This window comes from Kitasatospora sp. NPDC088391 (assembly GCF_044753345.1).
GTDB lineage: Bacteria > Actinomycetota > Actinomycetes > Streptomycetales > Streptomycetaceae > Kitasatospora.
Genome location: NZ_JBIVNB010000005.1, coordinates 410,785 through 431,428, shown reverse-complemented (window position 1 = coordinate 431,428; position 20,644 = coordinate 410,785). Strand labels below are relative to the sequence as shown.

Below are 20,644 nucleotides of genomic sequence, written 5' to 3'. Positions count from 1 at the left end.
CGGCCGTCCCCTTCCGCGTTCCCCTTCCGTTTTCCGCAGCCGCGGCGGGCGCGTCAGCGGCGGGCGACCCGCTCGACCAGGGTCTGCCAGCTGTCGGCGAGCAGGGTGCCGAGGTCGCCCTGGCAGCGCCCGGGGGCGGCCGTGTCGTCCGGGGCGGGCGGGTCGGCGGCGAGGAAGAGCAGCGGGGGGCCTTCGAGCGCGCTGGTGAGCTGGAGGGCGAGGCTGTCGAGGTCCGCGACGCCGAGGTCGGCCTGCCCGAGCAGCATCCGGACGTGCGGACGGGTGAAGGCGGGCCCGCCGGCGGCCGGGACGGGGCCCTTGCGCTCCAGGGCGGCCCGGGCGATCTCGTGCCGGGCCAGCAGGAAGCCGGTGCGGGCGCGCCCGTACGCGATCAGCCGGTCGACGGGGTCGGCGCCGGGGCCGAGCGGGGGCGGGCCGGTCAGCACCTGCTGCTGGAAGCACTGCTCCTCGGCGTCCAGCAGGGCCCGGAAGATGCCCGCCCGGGTGCCGAAGCGGCGGAAGACGGTGCCCTTGCCCAGGCCCGCGCGCTCGGCGAGCCCGTCCATGGTGACCTTCCCGGTGCCGTGCTCGGCGATCATCGCGCGGGCGGCGCAGAGCAGGGCCTCGCGGTTGCGGGCCGCGTCCGCGCGTTCCGCCGGGGGGTTGCCGAAGGGGACCAGGGGGCTGTCCATGCCCACAATTTACCGCCCGGGGAAAACGGGGTAAAGTCCGGTTGCAGCGAGAGCGGGGTAAAGTCCGCTTACGCCGGAACCGCCCTGCCCCGCCTTGCCCTGCCCTGCCCCAAGTCGCTCCGAGGAGATCTGTCATGCACCTGTTCCGCCTGGACACCAGTATCATGCCCGGCGCCTCCACCAGCGCCGAACTGGCCACCGCCGCCGAGACCGAGTGGTCCGCCGCCCACCCGGCCGGCACCGTCACCCGCCGCGACCTGGGCAGCGCCCCGCTGCCCGGCGACCTGTGGGCCCCCGCCGCGCTCGCCGCCTTCACCCCCGAGGAGCAGCGCACCCCCGAACAGCGGGCCGCCGTCGGCCTCGGCGTCGAACTCGCCGACGAACTGCGCGCCGCCGACGCCGCGATCGTCGCCGTCCCGCTCTACAACTGGGGCGTCTCCCAGCACTTCAAGACCTGGGTCGACCTGGTCGTCGCGGGCGCCGGACCGACCGCCGAACTCCTCAAGGACAAGCCCGTCCTCCTGGTCACCTCCCTCGGCGGCGGCTTCGCCCCGGGCACCCCGCGCGAGGGCTGGGACCACTCCACCCCGTACGTGGAGCGCATCCTGCGCGACGTCTGGGGCGCCGACCTGACCACCGTCCGCCGCGAACTCACCCTGGCCGCCGTCAACCCGGCCATGGCCCACCTCCGCGACCTCGCCGCCGAACACCACACCCGGGCCCTGGACGCCGCCCGCACCGCCGGCAAGACCCTGGCCGGCGTCTGACCCCGCCCGACCCGGCGCCCCGCGCGACGGCCCGGCACGACGGGGCGTCGGGCCCGCGGGGCCTCCTGCGGCCCGGTGTACGTCGTCGAGTCGAACGCGAAGTCCTCCCGCCCGGCGTCGGGAACGCGGAGCACCCCACCGACGCCCCCGGCCACGGGCCCGCCCCCGACGGCCGGGGCCGCTCTGACAACCTGGTCGCATGGACGATTTCGTCGGCACCCAGATGCCGGTTCGGCGGCTCACCGACCCTGCCGAGACGATCGGGGAACTGGAACGCGCGGTGCCGGGCCTGGCCGCGCTGCGCCTTCCGGAGCCCTGCGACATCGAGTGGCAGGTCGCGGAGACCGGGCTGGGCGTGCTCCTGCCCGCTGATTTCAAGCTGCTGTGCGAGCTCTACCCGCCTTTCGTGCTCGGCGACTTCCTCGGGGTCGGCGGCCCGGCCCCCGGCGCCGAGCACGCGTGGGCGGCGGGGGTCCGCGAGAGCCTGGAGACCGTCGAGGAGTGGTGCGAGGAAGCCGGCCTCGCCGTTCCGCTCCACCCCCACCCCGCGCCGGGCGGCCTGCTCCCCTGGGCCGGATCGAACCGCGGGGACTACTTCCTGTGGACCACCGACCCGGCCGGGCCCGACGCGTGGACGGTCACCGTCGCCTCGCGGAACTCCGCCTGGTGGCACTACACCGGCGGGGCCGTCCAGTTCCTGGCCGACCTGGTCAGCGGCGCGGTGGAACCGTGGGCCCTCCCCACCGTCCGCCCCCACGCGGTGGCCTGGTGAAGCCCGAGCGGGTGGGCGCGGGCGACCGAGGGGTCGGGTGCCGGTCCCGAGGGTCGGAAACGGCCGGTGCCGGCCGGTCCGGGCTTCAGGAGCCGAGCGTCACGGTGAGGTCGAAGAGGTGGCCCGCGGAGGTGCCGTAGGTGAGCAGCGCCGTGCCGCCGAGCAGGACGAGTGCGACCCCGACCAGGGCGGTGGCGCGGGCCGGGAGGCGGCGGGCGGGGAGCGGGTCGAGGGCGGTGCCGACGCGCAGGACCTCGGCGAGCCAGTCCACGGGAACTCCTTCGGGGCCAGGGGGAATTCGGTCGACGATCATTCGACCACCCCGCCCCGCCCCGGGCCGGGGAAGCCGGAAGGTGATCATCTGCCACCGTTCCCGATCGGTTCGACCGGCCGGAGGCTCCGCCGACGCCGACCCGCACCCCGTCGTGTGGTGTCCGGTTCAACACTTTGCATACGATTGATGAATTTTTCACACTCATGCGACTATTTGTCCGCCCGTGCGCGCGGGCCCCGCCCCGCCCCACCCCGAGGAGTTCCGCCATGCCCGAGCAACCGTCCACCGCCCCGGCCGGGCGCCGGCTGACCTGGCCGTGGTTCCTGGTCGTGGTCGTCGCCTACCTGGCGATCCTGCAGGGGCTCGGCGCGCTGATCGGCGTCGACCGCAGCGGCCACGGCAACAGCCAGTTCCCCACCACCGAGTCGGTCGTCCGCAACGGCGTGCTCCCGATCGGCCTGTCGGTGCTGTTCGGCGCGGCGGTGGTGACCTGGCTCGGCTGGTGGGGCAGTGTCCTGAACTACCGGGTGCCGGTGCGGCGTTGGGTGCGGTTCGTGCCGATCTCCATGCTGGTCGCCGCCGTCCTCGGCGTGAACTACCGCAACCTCGCCGACCAGTCACCCGCCCTGGTGCTGAGCCTGGTCGCGATGACCCTGTTCGTCGGCATCGGCGAGGAGTTGATGTTCCGCGGCATCGGCGTGCAGGTCTTCAAGCGGGCCGGCCTGAGCGAGGGCAAGGTCGCCCTGTGGTCCTCGGCGGTCTTCGGCCTCGTCCACGTCAGCAACGCCTTCGGCGAGGGCGCGCAGGCCCTCCTCCAGGCCGTGGTCGTCTCCACCTCCGGCTACTTCTTCTACCTGTGCCTGCGCGTCGGCTCCACCCTGCTGCTTCCGATGCTGGTCCACGGCCTGTGGGACTTCAGCCTCGTCTCCAACGCGGTCGGCCCCGACCCCGAGGCGTCCCCCGGCGTGGTCCTGCCGATCCTGCTCCAGGTCGCCCTGATCGTCCTCGTGCTCGTCAAGCGCCGCACGATCGAACCCGCCGCCCCCGGCCCGGAAGCCGCCACCGCCACCACCTGACGCCGCGCCGCCCCCGCCGGGTCACTGCGAAGAGCGGTGGATCGGCGCCCGGCCCTCAGGCCACGACCCGGCCGCGAAGGATGATGCGGCCGGGGTGGGCCAGGGCGGAAGGATCGAGTGCGGGGTCGGTGTCGTAGGCGACGAGATCGGCGGGGGCTCCGTCGACCAGGCCGGGCAGGCCGAGGTAGGAGCGGGCCGACCAGGAGGCCGCGCCGAGCGCCGCTTCGGGCGGCAGGCCGGCGCGGATCAGCCATTCGATCTCCGAGCCGACGGTCCCGCACGGGAAGCTGTCGGTGCCGGCCAGGACAGTGACACCGGCCTCGTACGCGGCTCCCACGTTGGGCAGCATCGCGTCCCATCCGGCCAGCCACCAGTCTCGGCGGGCGCTCGGTTCGGCGGCCCGCCGCCGATCGGCACCGGCCCCGAAGACGCTGAGCGTGGGGACGAACGCGGTGCCCTGGTCCGCCATCCGATCGATCAGGCCCGGGTCCAGGTGCATGCCGTGCTCCAGACTGTCGACGCCGGCCAGGACGGCGTTGCGACTGCCCTCGCTGGTCTGGCAGTGCGCGGCCACCCGCCCGCCGACCGCGTGGACGGCCTGGACGACAGCGGTGAGGACGTCGAGCGGCAGTGCCGGTTCGTCGGGCCTCCAGTCCCCGACGACCTTGCACCAACCCGAGGACGCGGTGGCCTCCTCCACGGCGGCGCGGACCAGGTCGGCCTCGCTCACATGCCTTCCGAAGCCGGGGAAGAAGCGGCCCGGGGTGGCCAGCCAGCGGCCGGCCGAGCGGACCCGAGGCATGTCCGGGTCCTCGTCGACCCAGTCGGGGATGCGGGCCGCGGTACCGGGCGTGCGCACCAGCAGCACTCCGGCGTCGCGGTGATCGCCCAGGTGCCGCCGGAGTGTCGCGTCGCTGAACGGGGTGTCGATGTCCTCGGTGCCGGGATGGGTATGGGCATCGACCAGGCCGGGCAGCAGCCAGCCGCCGTCGACGACGAGGTCGGCGTCCGGGGCGGTCCCGGCCCTCAGCCGGTCACCGTCGATCCAGAAGGACCGTTCCTCCCGCTCGGGCAACACGACACCGCGCACTTGCAGCACCACCAGTGGCCTCCCCGCCAACTTGCCTGCCCGTTGGTCGATCTCGCTGCCCCCATGAGGGACCGCGGCAGGATAACCGGTACCGAGCAGCGGCATCGTCGGCCGCCCCGCAGGACCCCCCAGCTCGACAGCGGCGATCCCGACCGCTGCGGGCCGGGACTCCTCGCGCAGGCCACCGTCCGGGTCCGCTCCACCGACGGGGCACCGCCGAAGTTCGCCCCGCACGACTTCCGAAGACTCTCAACCGCCGATGCCGTCAACACCGGGCGGCCCGTCCAGATCGCAGCCGCCGCCCGGGCCACCGGAATCCGGATGCCACCCCGCCGTGGGCGCCGGGGAACCGCACGGCGGCGTCGAACCGGTCGAACAGAAGCGCACACCCTTCCCCCGACGACCGGGCCGTGGGGGCGGACGGTTCGGCGAACACTCCGCAGCGACAGCATGCCGACCACCATGGGCCGCCCCCGGGCCGGCGGCCACGGGGCCGCAGCGCTTCCAACAGCGGGATCAGACCTCGCCGAACTCCCCGGCCACCACCGCGTCCACGAACGCGGCGTACTCGGCCCGGGTGAACAGCAGCACCGGCCCCTGCGGGTCCTTCGAGTCACGCACCGGCATGTGGCCCGCCGAAGCAGCGGGCGCCACCTCCACGCAGTCGCCACCGTTGTCGCTGTACGAGGACTTCACCCATCGCACCCCGGAAAGGTCGATGTCAGCCATGGGAGTTCCTTCCTGACGGTCGGTCACGAGCTTCCTCGATCCTACTGAGCGAGCGTCAGCCAGGCAGCGCGTCGCAGCAGAAAGCCCCGCAGACCCGAACTGCGGGTCCGCGGGGCTCCGACACGTCATCAGGGGTCAGACCTCGCCGAACTCCCCGGCCACCACAGCATCCACGAACGCGGCGTACTCGGCCCGGGTGAACAGCAGCACCGGCCCCTGCGGGTCCTTCGAGTCACGCACCGGCATGTGGCCCGCCGAAGCAGCGGGCGCCACCTCCACGCAGTCGCCACCGTTGTTGCTGTACGAGGACTTCACCCATCGCACCTCGGACAGGTCGATGTCGGTCATGAGAGTTCCTTCCTGACAGCCCGAATCATGGCGAGTGAAGCGACCGTAGACAGGGCCTCCACTTGGAGCAGATCATACTCGCGGGACCAGGTGGCGACCGTGTCCCTAGTGCGCTCCAGATGGCTCCGGGCCTGGGATTCCGCGTAGCCGACAACCACCCGATCGGGCAGGTCGAGCAACATCAGTGGCATCGTGAACGGCGCCCGCTCCCCGAGGTCGAACGGGGCCGTCTGCACGGTGATCCCAGGACGCGCAGCCAGCCCTTCGAGATGATTCAACTGCTCGGCCATGACTGCGTTTCCACCCACGGGGCGCCGGAGGCAGCTCTCGTCCAGGACGACATGGACGAAGGGCGGACTCGGCCGGTCCAACAGTGTCTGACGATTTGCCAGCAGAGCCACTCGCGCATCGGCCTGCTCCTCGTTGATACTGCCCCGCTGAACGGCCGCCGCCGCGATCGCGGATGCGTAGGCCGGCGTCTGGAACAGGCCAGGAACCAGTCCCAGCCCGAAGATCCGCAGCCGTCGGCACCTCGCCTCCTCCGCCACGAACTCCGCGAACCCCTCCAGCAGACTGGCGTTCGAGTACTGCCGCCAGAGTTGCTGGAACCGCTCCCCGGTGCCGAACACTTGATCGGCTTTGACCGCGAGGTTAAGGGTTACGGGCTTCTTCCCTCTTTCCACGTACGAGAGCAGCCCGCCCGAGTACCCCATTCGGGCGCCCACGTCGGTCTGGGACCAGCCGCGAGCCCGTCGTGACCTGCGGAATTCCTCCCCGAAGCGCAGTGCCGGAGATGACGTGCCGTCAATTTCCTGATCTTCGCTCACTGTTGTGACTCCTTAACCCGCCCGAACTGTCAACGGGCAAGTACTGGTGAGCGTAGTCATTCCTGCCGATGCTTGGTGACGAAGAGGCAGAAGAAGGACGCGGACGGTGACCGGCGCGCGAGGCCCCCTCGGGGCGTCCGGTCGGTCGTTTCCGCCCCCGTGGGCGTGGGCGCTGCCCGTCCAGCCCCCTGCACGGTACGAGCAACCGCGAGGTCCACCGTCATGTTCGAGCACCAGTACCCCGGCCCGACAGCGAAGTTGACGATCCGTATCTACACGGTGCGGGCCGACGGCACCCGGGTGACGGTCTCGTCCTGCACGTCGGACGAACCGATCATGCCCCCGCCGGTCTCCGCGCTGACCTGGCCGGCCTGCCGGTGCCCGCGCTGCGCGACCACGACCGGGGCCGGGAACGGCAACACCGACACCGACGGGGATCGGGACGCCGCCTGACAGGCCGTCACGAAAGCCCGTACCACCCACACCACAGCGAGAAGGGAAGCATGTGTCCGGTCTCGGTGAGCTCGGCGGATTCTCGATGAAGTTGGCGAGCGGGCAGACCTGGTCCGGGATGAGTGTCCTGTCTCGATAAACAGGACGGGGTGCCGATGGGACGAACCTCGCAGCAGCGCCCCCGGGCGGGGCCAGGACGGAGCGAAGCTTCGGGCATCAGTACCGCAACAGTTCCTGCTGTGGCGACACGTCACCCCAGAGGCCCGGCCAAGCTGTCGGCGAGGGCAGAGCAACGGGGCCACCGGTTCCGACAGGAGGGGGAACGAACATGGAGAACGTCCGGGAGCAGTCCCCGGAAGGGCGTTTACTGGCCGGCCGCTACCGGCTGGAGCGGGCGCTGGGGGCCGGTGGGATGGGCGAGGTGTGGCGCGCCCGGGACACGGCGCTGAACCGGACGGTGGCGGTGAAGCTGATCCGTGGCCTGTCAGCTGCCGGGCCCGAGGACTTCCACCGTCTGGAACGCGAGGCGCGGGCGATCGCCCAGGTGGACGACGCGCACGTGGTGACCGTCTTCGACTTCGGCCGTGACGGTGAAGAGGTGTTCATCGTGATGGCCCTGGTGGAGGGCCGGAGCCTCAGGGACGTCCTCCTCGACGGGGGGCCCTTGCCTGCGGCCGTCGCCGCGGACCATGTGCGGCAGGTGTGCCTCGCACTCGCCGCCGCGCACAGCAAGGGCATCGTGCACCGCGACATCAAGCCGGCGAACGTGATGGTGAACGACCGCGGGCACGTGACCGTGCTCGACTTCGGCATCGCACGCTTCGACGCCTCCTACAACCTGACCCGGCTGAGCGCCACGGCCGGGCCCATAGGGTCGTACCCGTGGATGCCTCCGGAACAGGCGAGGAACGGGCCGGTCGACCACCGCTCCGACCTGTACTCCGTGGGCTGTCTGCTTCACCACCTGCTCACCGGCCGCCCGCCCTTCGACCAGCAGGACCCGTACTCCCTCATCGTCGCCCACGTCGAGGAAGCACCCGTTCCGCCCGGCCGACTGCAGGGCGGGATCCCGCGCGCCCTGGACGACCTGGTGCTGGCGCTGCTCGCCAAGTCGCCCGAGGAACGGCCCGGTTCGGCGGTGGCGGTGGCCGAGCACCTGGCCGCCATGGCTGCCGACGGCACCCTCGCCCGGGCCGCGAGGCGCAAGCCGCGCCGACTGCACCTGAGGCGACCGTCCGGCGCCGCCACCGGACGGGGTCGGCCGAGCCGGCGCACCTTCCTGATCGGGATCTGCGTGGTGGCGGGCGGCGGGACCGCCGCGACCGGCTTCCAACTGCTCCCCTACCTGGAGGACGCCCTCACCGGGGGCAAGGACGCCCCGCCCCGCGAAGGCAGGGTGCTGTGGCGCCTCCCGACCGGCGGGGCCGGCGGGGCCGACGGGACCGACATCGAGCTGGACCGAATCCTCGGCGGGACGCTCCTGCTGCGCAAGGGCGACCGGCTCGTCGGGGTGGACCTGGCCACCGGTGGACAGCTCTGGGACTTCCCGCCGCCGCATGCCGGGGACGAGCTGCCCAAGTGGGTGCACGTCACCGGCCGGGACGGCTCCCTGTACGTCGTCACCGAAGACCTCGAGGTCCAGCGGCTCGACCCCGCCACGGGAAAGCCGATCTGGTCCGAGCAGTACGACCTGCCCGACCCGCCGGACGGGGGCGGGTGGGTCAACGTCGGGACGGTTCCGCTTCCGGCGCTCTCGCCGGACGGGAAGACCCTCTACGTCGCACGCACGAAGTTCGTCAGGGCGTTCAACACCTCCGACGGGGCTCAACCGCGAAGCATCTGGTCGTACGACGTGGATCCCCAACCGATGTTCACCGCCCTGGCGGCACCGTCGGACAGCACGCTGCTGCTGCTGGACCGCCCCCGCGACCCGGCCGACGCCGACCGGGGGGAGTACCTGCACTTCCTCGCCCTGCCCGATCGCGCCCTGGGCAAGCGGCTCATGGCCACCGATGTCAAGCACTGCTCCGGCGGCCGGGCGATCGTGACGGCGGAACGCGCCCCGGACGAGGTGCTGATCCTGCTGAACACCGACGACGGGTCCGAACTCTGGCACGGCGACCGGCACTCCGAGCTCGCCGTCGTGGATCCGGGCCGACGCGTGTTCGTCGTCAGGAGGAAGGGGGACGAGATCGTCGAGTCCCAGTACCTCACGTTCTCCGCGTACTCGCTCGACAGCGGGAAGGAACTGTGGAGCGGGAAGTTCCCGGACCGGGGCTGGGACTGCCGCATGCTACTGACCGGCGGCGGCCTGCTGGTCGCACCCATGCAGTTCAAGGGCGACACGATGCCCCGGCCGCCCGCAGCCCGCTGCTACGGCCTCAAAACCGGCGATGTCCGCTGGGAGAAGGAGCAGCTGTGGCTGATCCAAGGCCCGCGGGGAGAGTTCTCCCACGACCTGTCCGACCCGCTGGCGTTGGCGATGGCCGACAACTCCGCCGTCTCCCCCACCCCGGATCCTCGAAGCGTCTTGGCGGGGACCGCCCCGAAACTCGACTTCGTCGCGCTGGACCCCGCCGGTGGCCGCGTGACCTGGAAGGTCCCCGCAGTCGTCAGCGGCGTCACGTCCGTCGCCGAGGACCCCGAGCACGGCGTGATCGTTCTTCAGAACCAGTCCCTGGTCGACGGCTTGCTATGGACACGGGAACTCGTGGCGCTCCGGCCGCCTTCGTAGCCGCCGGAACAGCGGCTCGGCGGCGGACCGTGGACGAACGGGCAACTGCCGGGCCGGAGCATCCGAGCACGCCCCGCACTGCGCGGACGGTGTCGGAGTTCCTCCGTCGATCAGGATCCTGACACCTATGCCAGGAACCGCCATGATCCCTGAACCCGGTATCCCGGATCCGTCTCACCGGACCTGGCAATCTGCAGCTCGACATAGTCGCGTCCGCCATGATCAATGAGACCGGACACCCGGGTGCCGGCCGAGTCGCTGCTCCGACTCGCCGTCCGACGGGGCGACTTCGAATGCCGGAAGGGTCCGGCGGCAGGCTGCGGCGGCGGCAGGCCCGGAGCGGACGCCGCCCGGTGAGCGGCGACCACGACGACTCCCGCGCCGCCGAAGTGCCGCAGCCCGCGCGCGAACCTTCTCCGCCCCGTGCCGTCCACGCGGTCTCGTTGGCGGTCCTGCTGGTCCTCGTCGTGACGCTGCTCGCGTCCGGCCGTCCGCACTGAGCCGGTGGCGGACCGGGAGCACCTGTTCGAGGTCTCGCGGCGGCGCGCCTGGGCGATCGCCGAGCGGCTGACGGCGGCCGGGGGTGAGGAGGCCCGGCTGAACGTCACCGCGCAGGGGTACCGGGTGGAGGTCCGGCTGACCCGGCCGGCGCCGGACGTGCCGGGGGTGTTGGCGGCCCTCGCGCTGGGCGACCGCTGGGGGCACCGGCACATACCGGCCGTGCGCAACGGCGGTGTCGCGCGGGACGACCTGTGGAGCGAGGTGCACCCGGGGGGCGACGGCGGCCGGGCCGGTGGCACCTGAGCCGGGGAAGCGGACGGGGCGCTACCGGTGCTGTCGGCCAAGGGAGCCTTAAGGGCGGCCCAAGCGCACGGGAACGCCTTGACGCCTCCTGGCCGGGCGGGCCATGTTGAGGGACACGCGGCGGCGGCTCCGCCGCGTGGACCGGTCCGACCACCTGCCCGGGGGCGGGGGTTGGGGCCGGTCAACGGTCGGCCCGGCGGTCGCGCTCCCCCACGGTCAGTACGCGCGACCGACCGGGCCCCACCACAGCACCGCACAGCCCGGGGCGTCCCGGTAAACCGCTTGCCCGGCCCGGGAAGAATGGCCGACATGCCGACCCCCGACGCCCCCGACGCCCCCAGCACTCTCGACACCCCCGAAGCCTTCGACGCCGCCGCCCTGCTGGCCGCCATGGACGCCCTCCCCCGCGCGGGGCGGACCGCCCTGTTCGCGCGCACCGTCCGCGCCGCCTCGCCCGGTGAACTCGAAGCGCTGCGGGCCGAGTTGGCCCGGCACGGGCAGTACGGGCGGCGGCTGGACGTCTTCGCGGCCGCGCTCCGCCGGGACACGGCGGCCCTCGCCGCGCACCTGACCGACCCGGACCGCGAGGTGCGCGGCCGCGCGCTGGCCGCCGTCCGCGACCTGCCGCTCCCGGTGGCGGAGGTGCTGGCCGCGTACCGGGACGGTTCGGCCGAGGTCCGCCGGGGGCTGCGGCGGGCGGTGGTCCGCGGGCGGCGCACCGACCTGGCCGCGCTGCTGCTGCCGGTGGCCCGGGAGCACTGGGGCGCGCACGAGGCCGCGGCGCTGCTGGCGCACTGCCCGCCGGAGACGGTGGCGGCCGAACTGCCTGGCCTGGCCGTCGCGGTGGGTTCGTGGTCGCTGCTCGCCGCCCGCCACCCCGATCTGGTGCTCGACCAGGTCGAGCGGGAGCTGGCCGGGCTGCCGGCGGAGGACCGCGCGCTGTGGTGGCACCGGCTCGGGGACCGGGTGGCGGCCGTGCTGCCGCTGCGGCCGGCCCGGGTCCTGGCGCTGTTGGAGCGCCGTCCGCTCGACCTGCTGCCCGCCGTCCTGGTGTCCGGGTTCCCGCACCTGCTGGGCGTGGACGCCGGGCGCGCCGCCGCCTGGCTGGCCGACCCGGAGCGGCCGTGGCGGAGCTGGGAGCCCCGGCCGTCCCGCAGCGCGCTGAACCGGCTGGCGCAGGCCGACCCGCCCGCGCTGGCCGCGCTGGGCCGCCGCTGGCTGGCCGCGCCGGACCGGTTCGCGGTCCTGCTGCGGGCCGTCCCGCCGTCCCGGCGGGCCGCGTTCCTGGACGCCGCCGCCGACGGGCAGCCGCTGGACGCGGGCCGGCTGACGGTGCCGGCGCTGCGACTGCTGCCCCGGGAGCGGCGCCGGGCCGAGGCCGGGCGGCTGCTCGCCGAGGGCCGGGCCCGGGGTGCCGAGGAGCGGGCGCTGCGGCCGCTGACCGCGCTGCTGGCACCCGCCGAGGCCCGCGCGGCGCTGCTGCCCGCCACCCGCCGCCCGGACGCCGCCGAGCGCGCCGAGGCGTGGCGGCTGCTGGTGGCCGTCGCCGCCGACGACCCCGACCCGGCGGCCCCGGCGCGGCTGCTCGCCGACCTGGCCCGGGTCCGCAACGAGCAGGACCCGGTCCGGCAGGCCGCGCTCGCCGCGCTGGCCGCGTTCCCCGCGCACCGTTTCGCCGACGAGCACGCCGAGGCGCTCGGCCTGCTGGTGGCCGGGGCGCTGGACGCCCGCGACTGCTCGCAGCCGACCCGCGCCGCGCTCTCCGCGCTGGCACCGGCCGTGCTCGCCGCGCACCCCACCGGGGCCCGCCCCGACCTGCTGGCCTTCGCGCTGGGCACGGTCGAGCGGCTGGCCGCCCGCGGCGGCGGGCTCACCCTCCCGGCGCTGGCCCACCGGCTGCGCCGCGGCCAGGAGCGGCAGGTGCTGGAGGCGCTGCGTCCCTGGCTGGACAAGGAGGCGGCGCACGGCCGGCACCGGCTGCTGTTCGCCCTGGCCCGGGCGCTGGGGCCGCGCGCCGAACGGCTGCCGGAGCTGGACGAGCGGCTCGGCCGGGCGCTGCGCGACGAGCGGGAGCAGGTCTTCGCCGAGGCGCTGACGCTGTGGCTGCGGCCGCGCCCGGGCCGGGACGCGAAGGTGCTGACGGCGCTGCGGCTCGACCCGTCGGCCGTGTTCTTCCCGCCGGTACAGGGGTACCTGGCGGGCGTCCGCACCGATCTGCTGGACCTGGCGCTGACCGAACGGCCGCCCACCGGGCGGTTCCTGAAGGCCGGGGAGCGCCGCCCGCTGCCGCCCACCGGGCAGGCCGACGGCTGGACGCCCCGTCAGGTCGCCCGGGTCGCCGAGCTGTTCGCGGGGGTCGCCGCCGACACCGGCCGGACCAGGGAGGAGCGGGCGGCGGCGATCCGGCAGGCCGCCGTGCTGCCGGGGCACGGCGCGGCGCTGGTCCGCCGGTACCTGGACGACCCGGACGTGCTGGTCGCCGAGGCCGCGCTGGGCGCGCTCGCCCGGACCGACGACCCGGCCGCCGCGCTGCCCGAGCTGCTGGCGCACGCGGGCGACGACCGGGCCCGGGTCGCGCTGTACACGGCGTCCCGGGTGGCCCGGCTGACGCCGCCCGCCCGGCTCGACCCGCTGCTGACCGGCCTGGCCACCGGCACCGTCGGCAGCAAGGTCACCGCCCGCAAGGAGGCGGTCCGGCTGGCCGCCGCGCACCTGCCGCCGGCCCGGGCCGCCGAGCTGGTGGCCGCGGCGTTCCGGGCGCCCGGCCAGCATCCCGACGTGCGGGCCGCCGCGGCCTCCCGGGGCGTGGAGCTGCTGGACGCCGGGGCGGTCCGGGCGGTGCTCGCCGAGGCCGCCGGGGCGCCGGAGCCGCAGGTCCGGCAGGCCGTCCTCGGTGTCCCGCCGCACCTGCTGCCGGAGCGTCACCGGGCTTTCCTGGCCGGGCTGGTGACCGCCGTGGCGTCCCGGCCGGGCGACGATCCGGCGGTCGCCCGGGCCGCGGTCGCCGCGCTGCCGCAGTGGGCCCGGTACGCGCCGGGGGCCGCCGAGGTGCTGCCGGGGCTGGTCGCCGACCTCGACGAGCGGCAGCTCTGGCGGCAGGCCGTCCGCTCGGTGCAGGAGCTGGCGGTCTCCGGGCTGCCGCACCCGGTGGGCGGGGCCGCGCCCGGCAGTACCGCGCACCGGGCGCTGGCCGCGCTGCTCGGCGCGCTGCCCGACGATCCGCGCCCCGCCGTGGCCCGCGACCTGCCGGTCCGGCGGCGGATCGAGGCGCTGACCTCGCCGGACCGCTCGCCCCGGTACCGCGGCCTGCTCGCGGCGCAGGCCGAACTGCTGTGCCCGTACGGGGAGTTGCTGGAGGTCCGGGCGGCCGTGCTGGCCCGGGCCGCCGATCCGGCCGACGCCGGGTTCGGGCCCGCGGTGGCACGGCTGGCGGCGGCGCTGGCCCACCGCCCGGTGCTGGCCGCGCACCTGGCGCCCGCGCTGGCCGACACCGTCGCGGGGAGCGCGGCGCTGCCGCCCGCGGCGGACGCCGCCGCGGGTGCGGCGCTGCTCGCCCTGCTGCCGGGGGACGGTCCGGCCACCGGCCTGCTGGCGGTGGCGCTGGCCGACCGGCTGGGCACCCGCAGTGCCTGGACGGGCCGCTGGCTCGACGTGCTGGGCGCGCTGCGCGCCCACGCCGATCCGGACGTCCGGGCGGCGGCGCTCGCGGTGGTGGTCGGTCCGGCGTGAGGGGGCGTCAAGTGAACTGCGGGGGCGGCGGGTTGCCGTTCTGCCACTGAAGGGTGACGTTTTGTCCGCTCTGTTGACGATTCGGGTCCGTCCGGGACCGCCCAGGACTACGATCGATCAATGACGGACACCACACGCAGAACGAGCGACAGCGCCGCGCTCGCGGCCCGGTACCCGGTCCTGCACGCCCCGCAGCGCTGGGAGTGGGGCGGCATCGACGCCCGGTTCACCACCGAGCTGCCGCCGGACGAACTGGTCACCAACATCCACCTGGTGGGCTTCACCGAGGGCCGGGTGGTGCTCTGCCGCGACGCCCGCGGCCACTGGTTCCTGCCGGGCGGCACCCGGGAGGCCGCCGAGAGCGTCGACTCCTGCCTGGAGCGCGAGCTCCTGGAGGAGGCCGGCGCGCGCCTGCTCGGCCCGCCCACCTGGATCGGCCACCACCTCGCGGTCAGCGAGGGCCCGACCCCCTACCGCCCCTGGCAGCCGCACCCCGTGAAGGCGTGGCTCTGGGGCTGGGCCGAGGTCGCCGTCGACGCCGCCCCCACCAACCCGGCCGACGGCGAGCAGGTCGTCGAGGTCCGCCCCGTCACCCCCGAGGAGGCCCGGCTCCTCCTCACCCACCACCGCGAACCCTGGTGGTCCGAACTCGTCGCGCTCGCCGTCGAGTCCCGCACCGGCTGATGTTGACCCGCTCCGTGGACCGGAGTTAGGGTCCACGGCAGCATCGCGTGTCGGTCACCGGCTGGGTGAGACATGGAGGTGTCGGGACATGCCCTCGGAGGCATTCCTTGTCAGTCGACCTGAACCACACGATCGTCCACGCCCGGGACAACCGGGAGTCCGCTGAGTTCTTCGCGGACCTGCTCGGCCTCGAAATCACCTCGGAGTGGGGCCCGTTCATCGCCGTCGCCCTGGGCAACGGCGTCACGCTGGACTTCGCCACCGTCCCCGCGGACGGCATCACCCCCCAGCACTACGCCTTCCTGGTCTCCGAGGAGGAGTTCGACGCGGCGTACGCCCGGATCGGGCAGCGCGGCGTGGAGCACTACGCCGACCCCCGGCGGGAGCGGCCCGGCGCGATCAACCACAACGACGGCGGCCGCGGCGTGTACTTCATGGACCCGGCGGGCCACGCGATGGAACTCATCACCGTGCCGTACGGCGGCTGGGCCTCGTAGCGGGCGCGCTCGACCGCACGCGACCGCACGCACCGGAACGCCCGGCCGGGAGACCCCGGCCGGGCGTTCCGGCGTGCGGCGCTACTTGCCCAGGCCCGCGCGGCGCAGGGCGTCGGCCATCGCGGAGTTGGCCGGGGCGGGCGCGGCGGCGGGGTTCGGGCGGCGGTCCTGGCGGCGGTCCTGGCGCGGCGGGCGGGCGCCCTGGCGGGGGGACTGCTCGCGGCGGTTGCCGCCACCGCCGCTGCCGGGGGTGGTGTCGTCGTCGAGGCGGAGGGTGAGGCCGATCCGCTTGCGGGGGACGTCGACGGCGGTGACCTTGGCGCGGACGATGTCGCCGGGCTTGACCACCTCGCGCGGGTCCTTGACGAAGTTCTTCGACAGCGCGGAGACGTGCACCAGGCCGTCCTGGTGGACGCCGATGTCGACGAAGGCGCCGAACGCGGCGACGTTGGTGACCACGCCCTCCAGCACCATGCCGACCTCCAGGTCGCCGATCTTCTCGACGCCGTCCTTGAAGGTGGCGGTCCGGAAGGCGGGGCGTGGGTCGCGGCCGGGCTTGTCGAGCTCGCCGAGGATGTCGGTGACGGTCGGGACGCCGAAGGTGGCGTCGGCGAAGTCGCCGGGCCGCAGCGCGCGCAGCACCGCGCCGTTGCCGATCAGTTCGCCGAGCTGCCCGCCGGTCGCGGCGAGGATGCGGCGCACCACCGGGTACGCCTCGGGGTGGACGGCGGAGGCGTCCAGCGGGTCGTCCCCGGCGGGGATGCGCAGGAAGCCCGCGCACTGCTCGAACGCCTTGGGGCCGAGCCGGGCGACGTCCTTGAGCGCCTTGCGGGTCCGGAACGGCCCGTTGGCGTCGCGGTGCGCGACGATGTTGTCGGCGAGCGTGCCGGTGATGCCGGAGACCCGGGTGAGCAGCGGCGCGGAGGCGGTGTTGACGTCGACGCCGACGGCGTTGACGCAGTCCTCGACCACGGCGTCCAGCGAGCGGGAGAGCTTGAGCTCGCTCAGGTCGTGCTGGTACTGGCCGACGCCGATCGACTTGGGGTCGATCTTGACGAGTTCGGCCAGCGGGTCCTGGAGCCGGCGGGCGATCGAGACCGCGCCGCGGATCGACACGTCGAGGCCGGGGAGTTCCTGGGAGGCGAACGCGGAGGCGGAGTAGACCGAGGCCCCGGCCTCACTGACCATCACCTTGGTGATGCCCAGCTCGGGGTGACGGGTGATCAGGTCGGCGGCGAGCCGGTCGGTCTCCCGGGAGGCGGTGCCGTTGCCGATCGCCACCAGGTCGACGTGGTGCTTCGCGGCGAGCGCGGCCAGGGTGGCGAGCGCGGCGTCCCACTTGTTGGCGGGCTGGTGCGGGTAGATCGTCTCGTGCGCGACGACCTTGCCGGTGGCGTCGACCACGGCGACCTTGACGCCGGTGCGGAAGCCCGGGTCCAGGCCCATGGTGGCGCGGGTGCCGGCGGGGGCGGCGAGCAGCAGGTCGCGCAGGTTGGCGGCGAAGACCCGGACGGCCTCGTCCTCGGCCTCGGCGCGCAGCCTGGTCCGCAGGTCGATGCCGAGCCGGACCAGCACCCGGGTGCGCCAGGCCCAGCGGACGGTGTCGGTCAGCCACTTGTCGGCGGGGCGGCCGCGGTCGGCGATGCCGAACCGGGCGGCGATCCGCTGCTCGTAGTCGCTGGCGCCGGGCAGGTCGGCCTCCTGCTCGCCGTCGAACGGGGAGAGGTCGAGGTCGAGGACCTCCTCCTTCTCGCCGCGCAGCATGGCCAGGATGCGGTGCGAGGGCAGCTTGGTGTAGGGCTCGGCGAAGTCGAAGTAGTCGGCGAACTTGGCGCCGTCCTGCTCCTTGCCGTCCCGGACCTTGGCGACCAGCCGGCCGCGGGTCCACATCCGCTCGCGCAGCGAGCCGACCAGGTCGGCGTCCTCGCCGAAGCGCTCGACCAGGATGGCGCGGGCGCCCTCCAGCGCGGCGGGGGCGTCGGCGACCTGCTCGTTCAGGAAGGTCGCCGCCAGCGCGGCCGGGTCCTGGCCGGGGTCGTTCAGCAGGGTGTCGGCGAGCGGTTCGAGGCCGGCCTCGCGGGCGATCTGCGCCTTGGTGCGCCGCTTGGGCTTGTACGGGAGGTAGATGTCCTCCAGCCGGGCCTTGGAGTCGGCGGCGAGGATCTGCGCGCGCAGCGCGTCGTCCAGCTTGCCCTGGGCCGCGACGGACTCCAGGACGGCGGCGCGGCGCTCCTCCAGCTCGCGCAGGTACCGCAGCCGCTCCTCCAGGGTGCGCAGCTGGGTGTCGTCGAGGGCGCCGGTGGCCTCCTTGCGGTAGCGGGCGACGAACGGGACGGTCGCCCCGCCGTCGAGCAGGTCGACGGCGGCCTGCACCTGGTTCTCGCGGACGCCGAGCTCCTCGGCGATCTTGCGTTCGACGGACATCGTCACGGTGCCGGTCACCCTCTCTGCGGTTGCTGCTGTCGCCCGTGCATTCTGGCAGGTCCGGCCGACGGAAGCGGCTGGGCCGGGTGGCCGCCCGTGGCGTGGCGCGTTCCGGGGACGCGCGGGGACACGCGGGACACCGACTCCGACTGGTCCGATTTGTCTGATATGAGAGAGATCTCACGGTCGTTCGAACCGCACTGGAGGACACGGTGGCGCAGGCCCCCGCGCAGGCCCCCGCCCCGGCCGGCTCCCCGGCCGGCACCCCCGTCGGCAGCCCGGCCGCCGGCCGGCCGATCCGCTGGACCCGCCCCGCGACCTGGCCCCACGACCTGCTCCTGCTGGCCGCGTTCTGGTGCGCGAGCCGACTGCTGATGCTCGGCATGGTCCGCTCGGGCCGGGCCGAGCAGGCCGTCGAGGTGTACCGGCTCTACCACTCCTGGTACCGGGTGCTGCGGACCGGCACCTTCCCGGTCGACGACGTCACCTGGCAGTACCCGCCGGGCGCCGCGCTGCCGATGCTCGCGCCGGGCGTGCTGCCGTTCCTGACGTACTTGCAGGGCTTCGTGCTGCTGATGCTGCTGGTCGACGCCGCGGTGCAGGTCGCCCTGGTCCGGGTGCCGCTCGGGCGGCCCGGCGGCTCCCGGTACGGGGCCTGGCTGTGGGCGCTGGCACTGCCGCTGCTGCTGGGCCTGCCGTACGGGCGCTACGACCTGGTGGCCACCGCGCTCGCGGTGGGCGCGCTCCTGCTGCTGCCCGCCCGGCCGCGGGCCGCCGGGCTGCTCGCCGGGATCGGCGCCCTGGTCAAGGTGTGGCCGGTGCTGACGCTGCTGGGCACCCCGCGCGGCCGCACCACCCGGCAGGCCTGGACGGCCGCCGCGGTCTCCGCGCTCGCCCTGCTGCTGGTGCTGGCCGCGCTGTTCGACCACACCTTCGACTTCCTGCACGCGCAGCGCGGCCGGGGCGTGGAGATCGAGTCGCTGGGCGGCAGCGTGCTCCAGGTGGCCCGGCTGTTCGGCTGGTCCGGCCGGGTCGAACTGCACTACGGCTCCATGGAGTTCCTCGGCCCGCACGTGCGCCGGATCTCCCAGCTGTCGCTGCTGCTGACCGCCGCCGCGTTCGGCTGGCTGCTGCTCTGGCGGGTCCGGGCCCGCCGCTGGACGGCCGCCACCCCCTACGACGCGGCGCTGACCGCGGTGCTGCTGTTCACCCTGACCAGCCGGGTGATCTCCCCGCAGTACCTGGTCTGGCTGATCGGCCTGGCCGCGGTCTGCCTGACCGTGGAGGGCACCACCCAGCGGCCGGTGGCGCTGCTGCTGCTCCCGATGACGGGCATCACCACCCTCGACTTCCCGCTGTTCTTCGACGCGATGCAGGCCGGCGGCTGGCGGCCGACCGCCGTCATCCTGGCCCGCAACGGGCTGCTGCTGGCCGCCGCGCTGTGGTCCGCCGCCCGGCTCTGGCGGGCCACCGCCGCACCGCTGCCGGCCGCCGCGCCGCCGCCGGCCGCCGACCCCGTCCGGGCCGGCTGAACCGGCCGTACACTCCTGCGCATGGCCGACACCGCGCTCGACCGGCTCGCCGCCGGCAAGTACCTGCTGATCACCAGTTACAAGCGGGACGGCGGCGCCGTGCCCACCCCCGTCTGGACGGTGCGCGACGGCGACGCCCTGGGGGTGTGGACGGTCGCCGACTCCTGGAAGGTCAAGCGCATCCGGCGGCGCGGCGACGTCCTGGTCGGCCCGTGCGACGTCCGCGGCAACCCGACCGGCGAGCCGGTGCCCGCCACCGCGGTGATCGCCGACGCCGCCACCACCGAGCGCTACCGGCGGCTGCTGGCCCGCAAGTACGGCCTGCTCGGCCGGCTCACCCTGCTCGGCAGCCGGCTGCGGCGCGGTACGGCGGGCACCGTCGGGATCACCGTCCGCCCCGCCGAAGGGTCCTGACGGTCCGTCAGCTCCCGTACGGGAGCAGCTCGGCGCGCTTGGGCGGGCGGCCGTCGCCGGAGGAGCGGCCGCGCAGCCGGCGGCCGATCCACGGGCCGACGTGGGTGCCGATCCAGCGGAGGTCGGCGCGCGCCTTCTCGGCCCGGGTGCGGGTGTCGGGCGCGGCCAGCGGCGCCCGCCAGTCCTCGTCGGCGGGGCGGCCGAGCGCCTCCAGGACGGCCAGCGCGACCCGGCGGTGGCCCTCCGGCGAGAGGTGCAGCCGGTCCTCGGCCCAGAGCCGGCGGTCGTCGAAGACCGGGGCGGAGAACAGGTCGACCAGCACCGCGCGGCCCGGGTTGTCCCGCACCACGCCCTCCACGAAGCCCTTCATCCGCAGGATCGCGGGCAGCAGCCGGGCGCTGCCCGCCATCCGGCGGGTCGGGTTGGTGGAGGTGAACAGCACCACGGTGCGGCCCTCGGCGAGCAGCACGGCCGCGCACTCGCCGAGCCGGCGCTCCACCTCGGCCACGTCGCAGCCGGGGCGGAGCACGTCGTTCAGGCCGCCCGCCAGCGTCACCAGGTCGGCGTCGGTGGCCGCCGCCGGGCCGACCTGCTCGGCCCGGATCTGGCCGATCAGCTTGCCGCGCACCGCCAGGTTGGCGTACCGGAACCCGGGCCGCTCGGCGGCCAGCGCGTCCGCCACCCGGTCCGCCCAGCCGCGGTACTGCCCGTCCGGCAGCAGGTCGTCGCACATCCCCTCGGTGAACGAGTCCCCCACCGCCACCATCGCCCGGTACTGCCGCACTCCGCCTCCTGGGT

Annotated in this window: 20 protein-coding genes; 12 read left to right on the top strand and 8 right to left on the bottom strand. The window is 74.5% G+C overall.

What is annotated here, in order from left to right:
* Positions 1-53: 53 nt before the first annotated feature.
* On the bottom strand, positions 54-692 hold the full coding sequence (locus tag ACIQBJ_RS18495; RefSeq protein ID WP_400710889.1) for a TetR/AcrR family transcriptional regulator: 639 nt from the start codon (positions 690-692) through the stop codon (positions 54-56).
* A gap of 134 nt (positions 693-826) precedes the next feature.
* On the opposite strand from ACIQBJ_RS18495, the gene ACIQBJ_RS18490 reads away from it, so the two are divergent.
* On the top strand, positions 827-1,459 hold the full coding sequence (locus tag ACIQBJ_RS18490) for an FMN-dependent NADH-azoreductase (protein WP_400710887.1): 633 nt from the start codon (positions 827-829) through the stop codon (positions 1,457-1,459).
* Between the two features lie 199 nt (positions 1,460-1,658).
* The gene (locus ACIQBJ_RS18485; RefSeq protein WP_400710884.1) at positions 1,659-2,231 is read left to right on the top strand and encodes an SMI1/KNR4 family protein; all 573 of its coding nucleotides are present in this window, start codon (positions 1,659-1,661) and stop codon (positions 2,229-2,231) included.
* 85 nt (positions 2,232-2,316) lie between these two features.
* Here the strand turns inward: ACIQBJ_RS18485 and ACIQBJ_RS18480 are convergent, their stop codons facing one another.
* A complete protein-coding gene (locus tag ACIQBJ_RS18480) occupies positions 2,317-2,502 on the bottom strand; it encodes a hypothetical protein (RefSeq protein ID WP_400710881.1) in 186 nt (61 codons plus the stop codon).
* Positions 2,503-2,771: 269 nt separating this feature from the next.
* Here ACIQBJ_RS18480 and ACIQBJ_RS18475 point away from each other — a divergent pair, with 269 nt between their 5' ends.
* A complete protein-coding gene (locus ACIQBJ_RS18475) occupies positions 2,772-3,581 on the top strand; it encodes a lysostaphin resistance A-like protein (RefSeq protein WP_400710878.1) in 810 nt (269 codons plus the stop codon).
* 55 nt (positions 3,582-3,636) lie between these two features.
* Here ACIQBJ_RS18475 and ACIQBJ_RS18470 read toward each other — a convergent pair whose 3' ends face one another.
* The 4 genes from ACIQBJ_RS18470 to ACIQBJ_RS18455 form a co-directional block, all read right to left on the bottom strand.
* Positions 3,637-4,683 (bottom strand): amidohydrolase family protein, encoded by a 1,047-nt coding sequence (locus tag ACIQBJ_RS18470; RefSeq protein WP_400710875.1) that lies wholly within the window; start codon positions 4,681-4,683, stop codon positions 3,637-3,639.
* 504 nt (positions 4,684-5,187) lie between these two features.
* Positions 5,188-5,400 carry a DUF397 domain-containing protein gene (locus ACIQBJ_RS18465; RefSeq protein WP_400710872.1) on the bottom strand — a complete coding sequence of 71 codons (213 nt, stop codon included), beginning with the start codon at positions 5,398-5,400 and terminating at the stop codon, positions 5,188-5,190.
* A 135-nt stretch (positions 5,401-5,535) separates the two neighbouring features.
* Entirely contained in the window at positions 5,536-5,748 is a 213-nt protein-coding gene (locus tag ACIQBJ_RS18460; protein ID WP_400710869.1) for a DUF397 domain-containing protein, read from the bottom strand.
* Complete coding sequence (locus ACIQBJ_RS18455) at positions 5,745-6,575, bottom strand: helix-turn-helix domain-containing protein (protein ID WP_400710866.1); 831 nt, start codon at positions 6,573-6,575, stop codon at positions 5,745-5,747. The genes ACIQBJ_RS18460 and ACIQBJ_RS18455 overlap by 4 nt, the downstream gene beginning before the upstream one ends.
* A 222-nt stretch (positions 6,576-6,797) precedes the next feature.
* Between ACIQBJ_RS18455 and ACIQBJ_RS18450 the strand changes: the two genes are divergently transcribed.
* From ACIQBJ_RS18450 to ACIQBJ_RS18420, 7 genes are all read left to right on the top strand, one after another.
* Complete coding sequence (locus tag ACIQBJ_RS18450; RefSeq protein ID WP_400710863.1) at positions 6,798-7,028, top strand: hypothetical protein; 231 nt, start codon at positions 6,798-6,800, stop codon at positions 7,026-7,028.
* 328 nt (positions 7,029-7,356) lie between these two features.
* On the top strand, positions 7,357-9,762 hold the full coding sequence (locus tag ACIQBJ_RS18445; RefSeq protein ID WP_400710860.1) for a protein kinase: 2,406 nt from the start codon (positions 7,357-7,359) through the stop codon (positions 9,760-9,762).
* Between the two features lie 353 nt (positions 9,763-10,115).
* Positions 10,116-10,262 (top strand): hypothetical protein, encoded by a 147-nt coding sequence (locus tag ACIQBJ_RS18440; protein ID WP_400710857.1) that lies wholly within the window; start codon positions 10,116-10,118, stop codon positions 10,260-10,262.
* A gap of 4 nt (positions 10,263-10,266) precedes the next feature.
* Positions 10,267-10,566, top strand: a complete 300-nt coding sequence (locus ACIQBJ_RS18435) for a hypothetical protein (RefSeq protein ID WP_400710854.1) — start codon at positions 10,267-10,269, stop codon at positions 10,564-10,566.
* A gap of 309 nt (positions 10,567-10,875) precedes the next feature.
* Positions 10,876-14,295, top strand: a complete 3,420-nt coding sequence (locus ACIQBJ_RS18430) for a hypothetical protein (RefSeq protein WP_400710851.1) — start codon at positions 10,876-10,878, stop codon at positions 14,293-14,295.
* A gap of 120 nt (positions 14,296-14,415) precedes the next feature.
* Complete coding sequence (locus ACIQBJ_RS18425) at positions 14,416-14,979, top strand: NUDIX domain-containing protein (protein ID WP_400710848.1); 564 nt, start codon at positions 14,416-14,418, stop codon at positions 14,977-14,979.
* 107 nt (positions 14,980-15,086) lie between these two features.
* Positions 15,087-15,476 carry a VOC family protein gene (locus tag ACIQBJ_RS18420; protein ID WP_400710845.1) on the top strand — a complete coding sequence of 130 codons (390 nt, stop codon included), beginning with the start codon at positions 15,087-15,089 and terminating at the stop codon, positions 15,474-15,476.
* An 81-nt stretch (positions 15,477-15,557) separates the two neighbouring features.
* Here ACIQBJ_RS18420 and ACIQBJ_RS18415 read toward each other — a convergent pair whose 3' ends face one another.
* Positions 15,558-17,906 (bottom strand): Tex family protein, encoded by a 2,349-nt coding sequence (locus ACIQBJ_RS18415; protein WP_400710842.1) that lies wholly within the window; start codon positions 17,904-17,906, stop codon positions 15,558-15,560.
* A 206-nt stretch (positions 17,907-18,112) separates the two neighbouring features.
* Here ACIQBJ_RS18415 and ACIQBJ_RS18410 point away from each other — a divergent pair, with 206 nt between their 5' ends.
* Together ACIQBJ_RS18410 and ACIQBJ_RS18405 are read left to right on the top strand one after the other, a co-directional pair.
* Complete coding sequence (locus ACIQBJ_RS18410; RefSeq protein ID WP_400710839.1) at positions 18,113-19,432, top strand: glycosyltransferase 87 family protein; 1,320 nt, start codon at positions 18,113-18,115, stop codon at positions 19,430-19,432.
* Positions 19,433-19,453: 21 nt separating this feature from the next.
* On the top strand, positions 19,454-19,846 hold the full coding sequence (locus ACIQBJ_RS18405; RefSeq protein ID WP_400710836.1) for a PPOX class F420-dependent oxidoreductase: 393 nt from the start codon (positions 19,454-19,456) through the stop codon (positions 19,844-19,846).
* A gap of 7 nt (positions 19,847-19,853) precedes the next feature.
* On the opposite strand, the gene ACIQBJ_RS18400 is transcribed toward ACIQBJ_RS18405, so the two are convergent.
* Positions 19,854-20,630 carry an SGNH/GDSL hydrolase family protein gene (locus ACIQBJ_RS18400; RefSeq protein WP_400710833.1) on the bottom strand — a complete coding sequence of 259 codons (777 nt, stop codon included), beginning with the start codon at positions 20,628-20,630 and terminating at the stop codon, positions 19,854-19,856.
* Positions 20,631-20,644 lie beyond the last annotated feature (14 nt).